Below are 16,326 nucleotides of genomic sequence, written 5' to 3' on the forward strand. Positions count from 1 at the left end.
CGGGGCCTGCTCTTCGAATGGACCGGGAATCTCTGCAGCCCTCAGGATTCCGGCGCGGTCCGCTGGTCTTTCGATTCTTGAATTATAGGTAAGCCTTGCCTAATTAGCAAGCGCTCGCCAGGTTCAACCGGTCGAGTCCGCGGACCGGTGCGCCGAAGCCGACGAGCGTGTCCAGCACCCGCTGCGCCCGTCGCATACCGACCGCCTCACCGACGCCGGCCAGCAAGGGAACCTGCGTTGCCGCCCCCACCACCGTGGTGCCCACGATGTGCCACATCGCAGACATCGTCAGGACGCCACCGCTCACCTCGAAGAGCTTCGTGAACAGTGGATTCAGCGCGCGGTGACACCGATGCGCCAGCCAGGTCGCGAGCGCCTCCTCACCCGGGAAGGCAACGATGCCGTCCCCCAGTCGGCGGGTTGCCCGCGCCGCCCGGCCACCGAACACCGGATCATCGGGCAGCACCCGCAGGGTCGGGTCCACGACGCCGACCCAGTCGATGCCGCCCTCAGAGTCGATGTGGACCCACAGGTTCTCCAGGCCCGGGTCCCAGGCGCGCGCCTCCAGCGCCAGTAGTGGCACCACGCGACCGATCACGACGTGTGCCAGCATCGCCGCCGCCTGCTGGGCGGCGACCGTCTCGTTGCCGGTATCCGCCACCGCCGTGTCGTACATCGCCTGCAGGCGGTCGCCCGTCACGGCTTCGGCCAGCGGCCACCACCGGCGGCGCGAGATGTCGTCCATCACGGCGACGCCGTAGACGCGAGGATCGCTCGGGCACAACTCGCGCAGCCGGCGACTCGACTCGTGCAGTGGAAGCATCCGACGGATGTCCATCGTGGCGATCAAGGGGTCGATCAGAGCGGCGGACATGAACACCTCCGTAAGTTAGGTTAGCCTTACTATAGTGACGACCCGCGAGATGTAAACCGCTGTGACGGGACTCACAAGCAGCGAAAAACAGCCCTGACCGGGAACCACGACGCCCCACCGGGGCGTTGGGGAGAACATCCGAAATAGATACGACGCACGGTAGTAAATGCGTAGTACCCTGGACACACTGCCGAAAGAGTGAAATAGGACATGGCGAAATTGACGCGACTGGGCGAGCTGGAGCGCGAAGTGATGGACCACCTGTGGTCCTCGTGCGAGCCGCAGACCGTGCGTCAGGTGCATGAAGCCCTCGCGACGCGCCGGGACCTGGCCTACACCACGATCATGACGGTGCTGCAGCGCCTGGCGAAGAAAAATCTCGTCGTCCAGCACCGCGACGACCGCGCGCACCGCTACGCACCGACCCATGGTCGCGACGAGCTCGTCGCCGGGCTGATGGTCGACGCCCTTGACCAGGCCGCGGACTCCGGTAGCCGGGTCGCGGCGCTGGTTCATTTCGTCGAACGCGTCGGCGTCGACGAGGCCGACGCGCTGCGCCGAGCCCTCGATGAGTTGGAAGCCAAGCATCGAATCCCGTCGGCGACTGGCAATTCCGGCACCGACTGAGAGACACTTAGCGCGTGTCCGCCCTGGCCTTCTCCCTCGTCGCGCTACTGCTGGTCGGGCCGGTACCCGCCCTGCTGGCGCGCGCGTCGTGGCCACAGCGGGCCCCCCGGGCCGCGATCGTGCTGTGGCAGTCCATCGCCATCGCCGCCGTACTGTCCGCCTTCAGCGCCGGCATCGCCGTCGCCAGCAGGCTTTTCGCACCCGGTCCTGATGGCCGGCCGACAACCACCGCAACCAGCGAGATCAGCGTCATGGGCTGGCCGCTGTGGATCACGCACGTCGCCGTCTTCGCGCTGACGCTGGTCGTCGGCGCCCGGTTGGCCATCGCCTTCGTCCAGGTCGCCATCGCGACGCGTCGCCGGCGCGCACACCACCGCATGATCGTCGACCTGCTCGACTGTTCGCGGGACACCACGCCCGCGCCCCAGGCCCGCCACCTGATCGGCCACGGCCTGCGCATCCTCGACGTGCAACAGCCTCTCGCCTACTGCCTGCCCGGCGTCCGCAGCCGGGTGGTGCTCAGCGAAGGCGCGCTCAAGCACCTGCACGACAGCGAGATCGCCGCGATCCTCAGCCACGAACACGCCCACCTGCGCGCCCGCCACGACCTGGTGCTCGAGATGTTCATCGCCGTCCACGCCGCCTTCCCCCGCTTCGTCCGGAGCGCCAGCGCCCTCGACGCGGTTCGGCTGCTGATCGAACTGCTCGCCGACGATGCGGCGGTGCGAGCGGCGGGCCCGACGCCGCTGGCCCGCGCCCTGGTGGCCTGCGCGTCCGGGCGGGCACCGAAGGGGGCGCTCGCCGCCGGCGGTCCGACGACCGTCTTGCGGGTACAGCGCCTGGCCGGCGAACCCAACAGCAATTGGCTGGCCGCGGGCGCCTATCTGGCCGCCGCCTCCGTCCTGGTCGTGCCGACCGTCGCGGTGGCCGTGCCCTGGCTCACTGAGTTGCACCGGTTGTTCTTCTCGTAGACTTTGCGACTGGCACCATCAGCAGCGCTGGCGGATGACGCCGCACCCGCCCGCACCGGTCCGAAATGCCTTGCGCCACAACCAAACAACGAAAGGGCCAGCCGTGAGCTCGTCGGGAAACCCGGAATCAACCACCGCTACCGCCCAGATCGGGGTCACCGGCCTGGCCGTCATGGGCTCGAACATCGCCCGTAACTTCGCCCGCCACGGCTACACCGTCGCCCTGCACAACCGATCGGTCGCCAAGACCGACGCCCTGATCGCCGAGCACGGCGCCGAGGGCAAGTTCGTCCGTAGCGAGACCATCGCCGAATTCCTGGACGCGCTGGAGAAGCCGCGCCGGGTGCTGATCATGGTCAAGGCCGGCGATCCGACCGACGCCGTCATCAACGAACTGGCCGACGCCATGGAGCCCGGCGACATCATCATCGACGGCGGCAACGCGCTGTACACCGACACCATCCGCCGTGAGAAGGCCATCCGCGAACGCGGCCTGCACTTCGTCGGTGCGGGCATCTCCGGCGGCGAGGAGGGCGCGCTCAACGGCCCGTCGATCATGCCGGGTGGGCCGGCCGAGTCCTACACCTCGCTCGGACCGCTGCTCGAGGAGATCTCGGCACATGTCGACGGCGTGCCCTGCTGCACGCACATCGGTCCCGACGGTGCGGGCCACTTCGTCAAGATGGTGCACAACGGCATCGAGTACTCCGACATGCAGCTCATCGGCGAGGCCTACCAGCTGCTGCGCGACGGCCTGGGCATGGCAGCCGGCGAGATCGCCGACGTCTTCGCCGAGTGGAACAAGGGCGACCTGGACAGCTACCTGATCGAGATCACCGCCGAAGTGCTCAAGCAGGTCGACGCCAAGACCGGCAAGCCGCTGGTCGACGTCATCGTCGACGAGGCCGAGCAGAAGGGCACCGGCCGCTGGACCGTGAAGTCCGCGCTCGACCTCGGCATCCCGATCACGGGCATCGCCGAAGCGGTGTTCGCCCGCGCCCTGTCCGGCTCGGTGCCCCAACGCCGCGCGACCGTCGGCATGGCCTCGGGCCACCTCGGCGAGACGCCCAGCGACGCCACCAAGTTCGTCGAAGACGTTCGGCAGGCGCTGTACGCCTCGAAGATCGTCGCGTATGCGCAGGGGTTCAACCAGATCGAGGCCGGCAGCGCCGAGTACGGCTGGAACGTCACGCCCGGCGACCTGGCGACCATCTGGCGCGGCGGCTGCATCATCCGCGCCAAGTTCCTCAACCGCATCAAGGACGCCTTCGACGCCGAACCCGAGCTCGCGACCCTGCTGGCCGCACCGTACTTCCGCACCGCGGTCGAGTCGGCCATCGACAGCTGGCGCCGTGTCGTCGTGACGGCCACCGAGCTCGGCATCCCGGTCCCCGGCTTCGCCTCGTCGCTGTCCTACTACGACGCACTGCGCACCGAACGGCTGCCCGCCGCCCTGACCCAGGGCCTACGCGACTTCTTCGGCGCCCACACTTATGGCCGCACCGACGCACCCGAAGGCAAGAAGTTCCACACCCTCTGGAGCGGCGACCGCACCGAGGTCGAGGCGTAGCAGTCGCCGTCCACCTCTCTCGGCATTGTCCGGCAGGGCCACTAGGCTGAACGCGTGCAGTTTCTCGGTTATGAATCGGCTGGCCACCAGCCTCCGTACGACCTGACCTACAACGACGTCTTCGTCGTACCGGGACGTTCAGAACTGACCTCCCGCTTCGACGTCGATCTGACCACAACCGACGGCACGGGCACCACCATCCCCATCGTGGTGGCCAATATGACGGCGGTCGCCGGCCGCCGGATGGCCGAGACGGTGGCGCGCCGCGGCGGCATCGTCGTACTGCCGCAGGACCTGCCCATCGACGTGGTCCGGGGCACCGTCGAGTTCGTGAAGAGCCGGGACCTGGTGGTCGACACCCCGGTGGTGCTGGCCCCCGACGACTCGGTTTCCGATGCCCTCGCCCTGCTGCACAAGCGGGCCCATGGCGCCGCCGTGGTTCTCCAGGAGGGGCGCCCGCTCGGCCTGGTCACCGAGGCCGGCTGTGCCGGTGTGGACCGGTTCGCACGGGTCCGTGACGTGGCAACCACCGACTTCGTCTCCGCGCCCGCGGGTACCGAGCCGCGCAAGGTGTTCGACCTGTTGGAGCACTCCCCGACCGGCGTTGCGGTCCTGACCAACGCCGACGGTTCGCTGGCCGGTGTGCTGACCCGCACGGGCGCCATCCGCACCGGCATCTACACACCCGCGGTCGACGCGCAAGGCCGGCTCCGGATCGCGGCCGCGGTCGGCATCAACGGCGACGTCGCCGCCAAGGCCCGGGCGCTGGCCGAAGCGGGGGTCGACGTCCTGGTCATCGACACCGCGCATGGGCACCAGTCCAAGATGCTCGACGCACTGTCCGCGGTGGCCGCGCTGAACCTCGGCCTGCCGCTGGCGGCCGGCAACGTGGTGTCGGCCGCCGGCACGCGGGACCTGATCAACGCGGGTGCCTCCATCGTCAAGGTCGGTGTCGGCCCCGGCGCCATGTGCACCACGCGCATGATGACCGGGGTGGGCCGCCCGCAGTTCTCCGCCGTCGTCGAATGTGCAGCGGCAGCAAGGGAACTCGGTGGCCACGTCTGGGCCGACGGTGGGGTGCGGCACCCGCGTGATGTGGCACTGGCTCTTGCCGCGGGCGCTTCGAACGTCATGATCGGTTCCTGGTTCGCCGGCACGTACGAGTCGCCGGGCGACCTCCTGATCGACCGTGAGGGCCGCGTCTACAAGGAGAGCTTCGGCATGGCGTCCAAGCGCGCGGTGGCTGCCCGCACAGTCGGCGACGGTGCCTTCGACCGCGCCCGCAAGGCCTTGTTCGAGGAGGGCATCTCCTCGTCGAAGATGGAGCTGGACCCCGTGCGTGGCGGGGTCGAGGACCTGCTGGATCACATCACCTCCGGTGTCCGCAGCACGTGCACCTACGTCGGCGCGGCAAACCTGGCCGAGCTGCACGAAAAGGTGGTGCTCGGGGTGCAGTCAGCCGCGGGATTCGCCGAAGGACACCCGCTGCCGACCGGTTGGTGAGCAGGTCCGACGCGGCCGACCAGCTACCATTGCCGTACAGCCGCCGATCGGAGTGAGCATCGGTCGGCCGTCGATATCGATTCAGCGAAAGGGAGCACGTGCCGCAGGCACCCGGTGGGACGTTGACCGTCCCGAGCCAGGCGGGAGCGTGCCAGGCCGATCACGCGCTCCCCGAGCCGGGCCCCGAGTCCGTCGACTCCGAACCTCCCAGTAGCCGGCCGGGCCGTCAGCCCGGCGCCCCGAGCGGTGGTACACGATGAGCACTGCGCTCACCATCGCGAGCCTGGCCGCGTTCATCCTGCTGACCTTCGGAACGGCGGTCTTCGTCGCCGCCGAGTTCTCGCTGACCGCGCTGGAACGCAGCACAGTCGACGCCAACGCCCGTGCCGGCGGCGGTCGCGACCGCATCATCCGCACCGCGCACCGCAATCTGTCCTTCCAGCTGTCCGGCGCGCAGATCGGCATCTCGATCACCACGCTGATCACCGGTTACCTGGCCGAACCCGTGGTGGCGCGGCTCTTGCGCGGCCCCCTGCACGCCGTCGGTCTGCCTGAACGGTTCACCGAACCGGTGGCCTTGACCCTGGCTCTGCTGATCGCCACCTCCGTGTCGATGGTGTTCGGTGAGCTGGTACCCAAGAACCTCGCGGTGGCGCGGCCGGTGCCCACCGCGCGTGCGACCGTGCCGCTCCAGTGGTTCTTCTCCCTGGTGTTCTCCCCCGTGATCAAGCTGACCAACGGCACCGCCAACTGGGTGCTGCGCCGGCTCGGGGTCGAGCCCGCCGAGGAACTCCGGTCGGCCCGGTCGGCGCGGGAACTGCTGGCGCTGGTGCGCAACTCGGCGGAAAGCGGGTCGCTGGACCCGCAGACCGCCCAATTGATCGACCGCTCGCTGCAGTTCGGTGGCCGCACCGCCGAGGAGCTCATGACGCCGCGGTCCATGATCGAGTCGCTGGAGGTCACCGACACCGTCGCCGACCTCATCGAGACGGCCATCCGTACCGGCTTCTCACGCTTTCCGATCGTTGCCGGCGACCTCGACGAGACAGTCGGCATCGTGCACGTCAAACAGGTCTTCGCAATACCTGTCGAGTTGCGGGCCAGCACCCGGCTGGCGCAACTGGCGCGGCCCGTCCCGACCGTGCCGTCGACGCTCGACGGTGACGCGGTGATGAGCCAGATCCGGGCCAACGGTGTCCAGACCGCCCTCGTGGTCGACGAATACGGCGGTACCGCCGGCATGGTCACCGTCGAAGACCTCATCGAGGAGATCGTCGGCGACGTCCGCGACGAACACGACGACGCCACCCCCGACGTCGTCGAGGTGCGCAACGGCTGGCTCGTGTCCGGTCTGATGCGGATCGACGAGGTGGACACCGAAACCCCGTTCCGTGCGCCCGAAGGCGACTACGAGACCATCGGCGGCCTGGTGCTCAAGGAGCTCGGGCACATCCCGGACGTCGGCGACACCGTCGTGCTGGCCGAGTTCGACCCGGACAACCCCGAGCTGGACCCCGTGCGCTGGAAGGCCACGGTGATCCGGATGGACGGCCGGCGCATCGACCAGCTCGAGCTCACCCAGCTGGGCCCGGACGAATCGGGAGCCCGCGATGAATGACGTCCTCGGAATCCTGCTGACCATGGTGCTGCTGGGCGCCAACGCCTTCTTCGTCAGTGCCGAGTTCGCGCTGATCTCGGCGCGACGCGACCGGCTGCAGGCGCTGGCAGAACAGGGCAAGCGCAGCGCCGTCACCGTGCTGCGGGCCGGTGAGCGGCTGTCGATGATGCTGGCCGGCGCCCAGCTCGGCATCACCATCTGCTCGATCCTGCTGGGTCGCATCGGCGAACCGGCCGTCGCACACCTGCTCCGTGAACCCTTCGATGCGCTCGGCGTGCCCGCCACCGTGCTGCACACCGCGGCATTCGCCGTTTCCTTGGTCGTCGTGGTGACGATGCACGTGCTGCTGGGCGAGATGGTGCCGAAGAACATCGCCATCGCCGGGCCGGAGAAGGCCGCGATGCTGCTGATCCCGCCGTACCTGGTCTATATGAGCGTCGCCCGGCCGTTCGTCATCTTCTACAACTGGTGCGCCAACAGCACGCTGCGACTGCTCGGGGTGGAACCGAGGGACGAACTCGACGTCACGGTGTCCTCGGTCGAACTGTCCGAGATGCTGACCGAGTCCCTGTCGGAGGGGTTGCTCGACGCCGAGGAACACGTGCGTCTGACTCGCGCGCTCAACATCCGGACGCGGACGGTCAAGGACGTCGCGATACCGCTGCAGAACATCCGCGCGGTGCCCATCGCCGCGCCGGGTACCGGTCCCACGGTGGGTGCGGTGGCCGACGCGTTGCGCGACACCGGCTACTCGCGGTTCCCGGTCATCGACGGGCACAGCGCCTACCTCGGCTACCTGCACATCAAGGATGTGCTGCCGTGCATAGACGACAACGACGCCGTGCTGGACCGGTCCATGGTGCGCCCGCTGCCCATGGTCGCCTCGACGCTGCCGGTCGCCGACGCGCTGTCGTGGCTGCGCCGCAACAACAGTCACCTGTCGCTGGTGACCACCGATGGTTACGTCACCGCGATGGTGGCACTGGAGGACCTCGTCGAGGACCTGGTGGGCGTGGTGCGTGACGGCACCCACCGTGTCTGAGACGGTGTGTGCGCCGCTCGAGGTCCTGGACGAGAGCGACTGGGCACCGCGCGAACAGCGCTACCTGGACCGCGTCGACGCCTTCCTGGCGCCGCATGAGCGACGGATGCGGGCCGGCGAACCGCACCCGGTGTGGGACTTCCTGTTCACGTACTACAGCCTCAAGCCGCGCCAATTGCGGCGCTGGCATCCGGGTTTCGGCCGCGCCCTGACCGGAGTCGGTGCGCTCCGGTTCACCGACCGGGCCGGTTACGGCCGCCGCGACGACGCGGTGACCGTGACGGACGAGTACCTGGCCGGCCGCCGGGAGACCGTCGCGTTCGTCGCCGACCTGTTGGCTGCGACGGCGAGCCGCCCGGCCCGGCTGAACTGTTTCGGCCTGCACGAATGGGCCATGGTGTACCGCGCTCCTGAGGTGCGGCACACCCAGGTGCCGCTGCGCCTGAGCGCCGCGGACACCGATACGGTGGTCGAGTCGATGCCGCTGCGGTGCACGCATTTCGATGCCTACCGGTTCTTCACCGCGGCGGCCGTACCGCGCAACGGAGAAGCCCTCAGCCGACACGCCCAGGTGGCCACCGAGCAGCCGGGTTGTGTGCACGCAAATATGGACTTGTACAAATGGAGTTACAAGCTCGGACCTTTGCTGGAGTCGAATCTTTTGATGGATTGCCTTGACCTCGCGGCGGACGCACGCGTCCTCGACATGCAGGCCAGCCCGTACGACCTGAGTGAATACGGCGTCGAGCCGATCACCATCGAGGACCCCGCGGGCCGTGCCGAGTACGTGCGCCGCCAGCAGGACATCGCCAATCTCGCTGTGCCGCTGCGGGAATCGCTGCTGTCCGAGTGCCTGAAGTTGCTGCAACACGACACCGATGGAGGCATGCCGTGACGGCCGGCACCGCGCTTCGGGTCGCCGCCGCTGCCCTGGTGGCCGCGATGGCCCTCGCCGGCTGCTCCGACGACCGGTCCGGCCACAGCGCGCAGCGCAACGGGCAGGTGTTGCCGGGTGACTACAGCGGCGCCGGGCCCGGCACGCTGGTCGCCGCGCAGCCGCTGACCACCGTCGACCCCGAGTTGGCCGGCCTGACCGCGATCTCGGCGCGCATCACCTACGTCTCCACGTCGGGCATCAACGACAGCCACCCCAAGGTGACGGGCTCGGTGTTCCTGCCCAAGGGCAAGCCCCCCGATGGCGGCTGGCGCATCATCGCGCTGGCCAACCCGGGCAGCGGCATCCAGTCCGACTGCGCCCCGTCGGCCTCCCCCAGTCTGCTGGGCCTGCTCCCGACGGTGCGACTCATGGTCGGCGCCGGCTACCTCGTGGCGATCACCGACTACCAGGGGATCGGGCTCAACGAGACCTACCACCCGTACCTCGACTCGACGACCGAGGGCTTCAACCTGATCGACCTGGCCCGGGCGACGCGCAAACTGGTCCCGGACGCGTCCACCAACTGGGTCGCAGTGGGCACCGGGCAAGGTGGCCAGGCCGCGTGGGCGGCCGCCGAACTGGCCACCGACTACGGCGGCGGTCTGCGCCCGCAAGGGGCGGTCGCGCTGGCCCCGACCGCGGCGCTCGAATGGCTGGCCGATGCCTCGGCCGAGGGGAATCTGAACCACGACCAGCAACTCATGCTGCAGCAGTACCTGGCCGTGATGCCGCAGGCCTACCCCGGATTTCCGATCGAGGACTACCGGCGCGGCGCGGCGCGCGACCACTGGGCGACGCTGTCATCGTGCCGCGGCCCAGCGGTGGCCGACCGGACCGCGGTGCTGGATTCGCTCGGACCGCACGACCTCGGGCCGACGACCCCGGCAGCCACCGACGCGCTGCGCGGCTACCTGCGTAAGGCCACGCTTCCGCAAGCTCCGGCGGCCGCGCCGATGCTCATCACGCCCGGGCCGCCCGACGGGCTGGTGCCGCCCGAACAGACCGCCGCCGCTGTCGAGCGGGCATGTGCCATGGGCGACGTGATCGACTACGTCCAGCCCGACGAAGCCGATGCGCTGGGCTGGATCACCGACCGATTCAACGGTGTTCCGCCGCCCAACACCTGCGGCGGCGGCTCGACTTCCGCGACACCGACGTCGACAGCCAGCTCGTCAAGGGACCAATCCGACAGCGAGCAGTCGACCTCGGAGACCGAACAGGTGACCGCCACCACCGAGCGGCCCGCGCCCCCGCCGCCGGCGGACTCCGGAGACGCCGGATGAACATCGGCCTCCTCGGCGGCTGGCTACCCATGCTCATTCAGGCGGTGACGGTGGTCGCGCTGGTGTTCGCCGTCGGCCGGCGGTCGCCCGGCTGGTTCCGGCGCTGGCTGCCGGTGGCGGTCGGCACCGGTGTCGTCCTGGCGCTGGCGTGTGGTTGGTTCATCTCCGACCAAGGGCTCGCCGGCGGACCGGCACCGGTATCGCTGTGGGTGTGGATCGTCCTGACCGGGGTCGCCCTCGTGGTCGCGATCGCGGGGTGGCCCGGGCTGCACTGGTGGCGCCGCGCCCTGTCCGTCGCGGTGGTGCCGTTGTGCGTGGTCTGCGCGGGCCTTGCAGTGAACACCTGGACGGGTTACCTGCCGACCGTCGAGGCCCTGTGGCAGCGGGCCACCGGCGCCGAGTTGCGCGGCCAGGTCGACCTGGACACCGCGCTTGCCATGCGCGGGCGCGGCGAGCGGCCACAGCACGGCCTGCTGGTGCCGGTACAGATTCCGACCGGCGCGTCAGGCTTCCGCGCGCGCCCCGAGCTGGTCTACCTGCCACCGGCGTGGTTCGCCCCCGACGCGCCGCAGTTTCCGGTGGTGGTGATGGTGGGCGGCGAGTTCGGCTGGCCGGCCGACTGGCCCACTGCGGGCGGCGCCAAGCGCACGGCCGACGATTTCGCCGCTGCCCATGGCGGCAACGCACCGATCCTGGTGTTCGTCGACACCAGCGGCCAGTTCAGCAACGACACCGAGTGCGTCAACGGACCCCGCGGCATGGCCGCCGATCATCTCACCAAAGACGTTGTGCCATTTGTCACTTCGACGTTCTCGGCGAATCCCGATCCGTCGCGCTGGGGCATCGTCGGCTGGTCCGCCGGTGGCACGTGCGCGGTGATGACCACGGTGATGCACCCCGAGCTGTTCCAGACGTTCGTCGACATGGACGGCCAGGTCGGACCCAACGCGGGTTCACAGCCCCAGACCATCGCGCGGTTGTTCGGTGGCGACGCGGCGGCATTCGCCCACTTCGATCCGGCAACCGTGGTGCGGGGGCACGGGCCGTACTCCGGCGTGGCCGGCTGGTTCGCGGTGTCCGAGAGCGGGCCGGTGGTCCATCAGCCGGGCCAGGCCGGCCCGGCGCCCGACATCGACCCGCCGGCGAATCCGGAGAGCCATACCGCCGTCGCCACCTATATGTGCGCCGTGGTCAGTGCCGCCGGTATCGAATGCTCGGTGGTCCCGCACAGCGGTGACCACACGTTCCCCAGTGCCGCAGAGGTATTCGCGAAGGCCCTGCCGTGGCTGGCCGGACGGCTGTTCACCCCCGGGGTCCCGCTGATCGGTTTGCCGGGCTCGGCGCCGCAATGAGGGTGTGACCGGGTTCTCATTGACCGACACGGCGGTGAGCTGCGGTTACCCACGGGTAAAGTGGATGGTCGCCGTGTGGGCTGCTTAGGAGGAAGAAGAATATGACTGATCGTGTGACGGTGGGAAATCTGCGGGTTGCCCGCGTACTGCACGACTTCATCACCAACGAGGCTCTGCCCGGCACCGGGGTCGATCCTGACAGCTTCTGGGCAGGGGTCGACAAGGTCGTCACCGACCTGACCCCGAAGAACCAGGATCTGCTGGCGCGCCGGGACGACCTGCAGGCGCAGATCGACAAGTGGCACCGCGCCCGGGTCATCGATCCCGTGGACACCGACGAGTTCAAGACCTCGTACCAGGAATTCCTCGCCGAGATCGGCTACCTGCAGCCCGAGCCGGCGGAGTTCTGCATCACCACCTCGGGCGTCGACCCAGAGATCACCAGCACCGCGGGTCCGCAGCTGGTGGTGCCGATCCTGAACGCCCGGTTCGCGCTCAACGCGGCCAACGCCCGCTGGGGCTCGCTGTACGACGCGCTGTACGGCACGGACGTCATCTCCGACGAGGGCGGCGCCGAGGCCGGCAAGGGTGGCTACAACAAGGTGCGCGGCGACAAGGTGATCGCGTACGCCCGGGGCTTCCTGGACCAGGCCGTCCCGCTGGCGTCCGGTTCGTGGGCCGACATCACCGGCCTGAAGATCGATGACGAACACCAGCTGAAGGTGACGTTTGACGACGGCCTCTCGACCGGCCTGGCCAACCCCGAGGAGTTCGTCGGCTACACCGGCGAGCTCGGTGACTCGGCGTGGTCGGTGCTGCTGGTCCACCACGGTCTGCACATCGAAATCCTGGTCGACCCCTCCTCGCCGGTCGGCTCGACCGACAAGGCCGGCATCAAGGACGTCGTGCTGGAGTCCGCGATCACCACGATCATGGACTTCGAGGACTCGGTCGCCGCCGTCGACGCCGACGACAAGGTGCTGGGTTACCGCAACTGGCTGGGCCTGAACAAGGGCGACCTGTCCGAAGAGGTCAGCAAGGGCGGCAAGACCTTCACCCGCACGCTGAACCCGGACCGGGTCTTCACCACCCCTGACGGCGAGGGCGAACTCGTGCTGCCCGGCCGCAGCCTGCTGTTCGTGCGCAATGTCGGCCACCTGATGACCAACGACGCCATCATCGACGCCGACGGGAACGAGATCCCCGAGGGCATCCAGGACGCACTGTTCACCGGCCTGATCGCCATGCACGGCCTGAAGTCCACCGAAGAGAACGGCGAGCTGACCAACAGCCGTACCGGCTCGGTTTACATCGTGAAGCCGAAGATGCACGGTCCTGACGAGGTCGGATTCACCTGCGAGCTGTTCAGCCGCGTCGAGGACGTCCTCGGCCTGCCGGAGGCCACTCTCAAGGTCGGCATCATGGACGAGGAGCGCCGCACGACCGTCAACCTGAAGGCGAGTATCAAGGCCGCCGCCGACCGCGTGGTGTTCATCAATACCGGCTTCCTGGACCGCACCGGCGACGAGATCCACACCTCGATGGAAGCCGGCCCCATGGTCCGCAAGGGCACCATGAAGTCCCAGACCTGGATCAAGGCCTACGAGGACGCCAACGTCGACACCGGTCTGGCCTGCGGCCTGGCCGGCCGAGCCCAGATCGGTAAGGGCATGTGGGCCATGACCGACCTGATGGCCGACATGGTCGAGCAGAAGATCGGTCAGCCCAAGGCGGGCGCCACCACCGCGTGGGTGCCGTCGCCCACCGGCGCCACCCTGCACGCCATGCACTACCACCAGGTCGACGTGCCCGCCGTGCAGGAGGAGCTGGCCGGCAAGAAGCGCACCACGCTCACCGAACTGCTGACCATCCCGCTGGCCAAGGAACTGGCCTGGGCGCCCGAAGAAATCCACGAGGAGATCGACAACAACTGCCAGTCGATCCTGGGCTACGTCGTCCGCTGGATCGACCAGGGCGTCGGCTGCTCGAAGGTGCCCGACATCCACAACATCGCCCTCATGGAGGACCGCGCCACGCTGCGCATCTCCAGCCAGCTGCTGGCCAACTGGCTGCGGCACGGCGTCATCACCGAGGACGACGTGAAGGCCAGCCTGCGCCGCATGGCGGCGGTGGTCGACGAGCAGAATGCCGGCGATCCCGCATACCTGCCGATGGCTCCGGACCCCGACGGCAGCATTGCCTTCCAGGCCGCGCAGGAGCTGATTCTGGAAGGTTGCAGCCAGCCCAACGGCTACACCGAGCCGATCCTGCATCGGCGCCGGCGGGAGTTCAAGGCCGCACACGCCGGTTCGTGAACGGTTAACTCCCCCATCATCGTTGATTAAAATTCGGCGGGCCCACGTCTCACGACGCGGGTCCGCCGATTGCACGCCGACACCAGGAGCAGACACCAATGGGTAGGCACAGAGCTCCCGACGACGACGAATCAAACGCCGACGAATCACGCGACGACGAAACATCACACTTCGACGCGTTGTCGCCGGACATTCCGGAAGCCGACGACTCCGCCACCGGCGCGCCGGGTTTCCGGGTTCCGGATGACTGGGCCGAGATGCACGGGATGCCGCCCGCTCCTAGGCCGCCCGCTGCCACGCCGCCCGCCGGTACCGGCGATCGATACGAGACCGACGAGCCCGACTATGCCGAGTCACCCGCCGGCTACCCAGGCGACGACGACCAGCCCGATCTCACCGGGGCCGACAGCATCACCCAGGCCTTCCCGGCCGTCCCGCGCCGCGCTTCGGTTCGTTCGCACGGTGGCGACTGGGAGGGTGGCGAATGGACCGGCAGCCACCGGGCCATCCAGACCAAACGCCGCGGCGTCAGTGTCGGGGTCATCGCAGCGCTCGTGACCGTCGTGGTCGTGGTCGCCGCCGTGATCCTCTGGCGTTTCTTCGGCAGCGTGCTGTCCGACCGCAGCCGGGAAGCCTCTGCACGCTGCGTGTCCGGATCGGTCAGCGTGCCCGTGCTGGCCGATCCGTCGATCTCTGATCAGCTGGGCGCGCTGGCCGGCAAGTACAACCAGACCGCCGCACCCATCGGCGACAAGTGCGTCAAGGTCGAGGTCAAGGCGACCGATCCGACCTCCGTCGTCGACGGAATGGCCAACAAGTGGCCGTCGAACCTGGGACCGCGCCCGGCGCTGTGGATTCCGGCCAGCTCGGTGTCGGCGGCCCGGCTGATCGCCGGTGCCGGCGATCAGGTGGTCAGCGGTGAAGCGAAGTCGCTGGCCACCTCACCCGTACTGCTGGCTGTCCGGCCGCAACTGAAAGACGCGCTGGCCCAGCAGAATTGGGGCACGTTGCCGGCGCTCCAGACGACGCCGACGGCGTTGGACGGCCTGGGCCTGCCCGGCTGGGGTTCGCTGCGGCTGGCTCTGCCGACCGTCGAGAACAGTGACGCGACCTACCTGGCGGCCGAGGCCACCGCCTCCGCTGCGGCGGGTGGTGCACCGGCCAACGCCGGTGCGGGTGCCGTGCACCGCTTGATGGCCGCACAGCCCAAGCTCACGGACTCAAAGGCGTCGACGGCGCTCGATGCGCTGATCTCGGCGAGCGACCCGGCCACCGCGCCGGTGCACGCCGTCGTCACCACCGAGCAGCAGCTCTACCAGCGGTCGCAGCACACCGACAACGCCAAGGGCAAGCTGGCGGCCTGGCTGCCGCCGGGCGCACCGGCCGTCGCCGACTACCCGGCCGTGTTGCTCGAGGGCGAGGGCCTGTCGCACGAGGAAATCACGGCGGCAAGCGAATTCGAACACTTCCTGCGCAAGCCCGAACAGCTGGCCGAGCTGTCCAAGGCCGGCTTCCGCGTCAACGGCGGCACTCCCCCGAAGAACGACGTGCTGAACCTCGGCGCGCTGCCCGACGCACTCTCGATCGGCGATACCGGCACGCGCGCCACGCTGGCCAATGCCGTCGGCGGTACCTCGAAGGGCGCCGCCGTGACGATCATGCTGGACCAGTCGATGCCGACCACCGACGGCGCCAAGACCCGGCTCGGCAATGTGACCGCGGCGCTGATGGACCGGGTCAAGGCGATGTCGCCGAACAGCTCGGTGGGACTGTGGACGTTCGACGGCGTGTCCGGCCGCACCGAGATTCCGGTCGCCCCGCTCAGCGACCAGTCGCATTCGGCGCAGCTGATCTCGAACCTCAACAACCAGAGCTCTTCGGGCGGCGGTCACGTCTCGTTCACGACCATGCGCATGCTCTACGGTGACGCGATGTCGAAATACGTCGACGGACAGGCCAATTCGATCCTGTTGATCACCTCGGGCCCGCACACCGACCAGTCACTGGACGGTCAGGGCCTGCAGGACTACATCAAGTCGGCGTTCGACCCGGGCCGCCCGGTGGCCATCAATGTCATCGATATCGGGACCGATTCGGACGGCTCGACCTGGCAGGCCGTCTCGCAGCTGACCGGCGGCACGTTCACCAGTGTGCCCACGTCCGCGGCCCCCGAACTGGCCAACGCGGTGGCGGCAGCCCTTCCCTAGCCACGAGCGTGCGTGTCTACCCGCAAC

At 68.8% G+C, this 16,326-nt stretch carries 12 protein-coding genes; 11 read left to right on the plus strand and 1 reads right to left on the minus strand.

Going from position 1 to position 16,326, the window contains the following annotated elements:
- Positions 1 to 103: 103 nt before the first annotated feature.
- The gene (locus tag AC3WTE_RS11155) at positions 104 to 874 is read right to left on the minus strand and encodes an iron reductase (RefSeq protein WP_492437526.1); all 771 of its coding nucleotides are present in this window, start codon (positions 872 to 874) and stop codon (positions 104 to 106) included.
- Between the two features lie 210 nt (positions 875 to 1,084).
- Between AC3WTE_RS11155 and AC3WTE_RS11160 the strand changes: the two genes are divergently transcribed.
- From AC3WTE_RS11160 to AC3WTE_RS11210, 11 genes are all read left to right on the plus strand, one after another.
- A complete protein-coding gene (locus tag AC3WTE_RS11160) occupies positions 1,085 to 1,501 on the plus strand; it encodes a BlaI/MecI/CopY family transcriptional regulator (protein ID WP_459365392.1) in 417 nt (138 codons plus the stop codon).
- 14 nt (positions 1,502 to 1,515) lie between these two features.
- Positions 1,516 to 2,472, plus strand: coding sequence for a M56 family metallopeptidase (locus AC3WTE_RS11165; protein WP_492437527.1), 957 nt, complete (start codon positions 1,516 to 1,518; stop codon positions 2,470 to 2,472).
- A gap of 103 nt (positions 2,473 to 2,575) precedes the next feature.
- Complete coding sequence (gene gnd / locus AC3WTE_RS11170) at positions 2,576 to 4,042, plus strand: NADP-dependent phosphogluconate dehydrogenase (protein ID WP_492437528.1); 1,467 nt, start codon at positions 2,576 to 2,578, stop codon at positions 4,040 to 4,042.
- 54 nt (positions 4,043 to 4,096) lie between these two features.
- Positions 4,097 to 5,545: a GuaB1 family IMP dehydrogenase-related protein gene (locus AC3WTE_RS11175; protein ID WP_492437529.1), complete on the plus strand. Its 1,449-nt coding sequence runs from the start codon at positions 4,097 to 4,099 to the stop codon at positions 5,543 to 5,545.
- 256 nt (positions 5,546 to 5,801) lie between these two features.
- On the plus strand, positions 5,802 to 7,163 hold the full coding sequence (locus AC3WTE_RS11180) for a hemolysin family protein (RefSeq protein WP_492437530.1): 1,362 nt from the start codon (positions 5,802 to 5,804) through the stop codon (positions 7,161 to 7,163).
- The gene (locus AC3WTE_RS11185; RefSeq protein ID WP_492437531.1) at positions 7,156 to 8,205 is read left to right on the plus strand and encodes a hemolysin family protein; all 1,050 of its coding nucleotides are present in this window, start codon (positions 7,156 to 7,158) and stop codon (positions 8,203 to 8,205) included. The genes AC3WTE_RS11180 and AC3WTE_RS11185 overlap by 8 nt, the downstream gene beginning before the upstream one ends.
- A complete protein-coding gene (locus AC3WTE_RS11190) occupies positions 8,183 to 9,100 on the plus strand; it encodes a 3-methyladenine DNA glycosylase (RefSeq protein WP_492437532.1) in 918 nt (305 codons plus the stop codon). The genes AC3WTE_RS11185 and AC3WTE_RS11190 overlap by 23 nt, the downstream gene beginning before the upstream one ends.
- Positions 9,097 to 10,425, plus strand: a complete 1,329-nt coding sequence (locus tag AC3WTE_RS11195) for a lipase (protein WP_492437533.1) — start codon at positions 9,097 to 9,099, stop codon at positions 10,423 to 10,425. The genes AC3WTE_RS11190 and AC3WTE_RS11195 overlap by 4 nt, the downstream gene beginning before the upstream one ends.
- Positions 10,422 to 11,777 carry an alpha/beta hydrolase gene (locus AC3WTE_RS11200; RefSeq protein ID WP_492437534.1) on the plus strand — a complete coding sequence of 452 codons (1,356 nt, stop codon included), beginning with the start codon at positions 10,422 to 10,424 and terminating at the stop codon, positions 11,775 to 11,777. The genes AC3WTE_RS11195 and AC3WTE_RS11200 overlap by 4 nt, the downstream gene beginning before the upstream one ends.
- Before the next feature lie 101 nt (positions 11,778 to 11,878).
- Positions 11,879 to 14,092: a malate synthase G gene (locus AC3WTE_RS11205; RefSeq protein WP_492437535.1), complete on the plus strand. Its 2,214-nt coding sequence runs from the start codon at positions 11,879 to 11,881 to the stop codon at positions 14,090 to 14,092.
- Positions 14,093 to 14,190: 98 nt separating this feature from the next.
- Positions 14,191 to 16,299 carry a substrate-binding domain-containing protein gene (locus AC3WTE_RS11210; RefSeq protein ID WP_492437536.1) on the plus strand — a complete coding sequence of 703 codons (2,109 nt, stop codon included), beginning with the start codon at positions 14,191 to 14,193 and terminating at the stop codon, positions 16,297 to 16,299.
- Positions 16,300 to 16,326: the final 27 nt, after the last annotated feature.

This window comes from Mycobacterium sp. FW102-FHT13B02 (genome assembly GCF_058790275.1).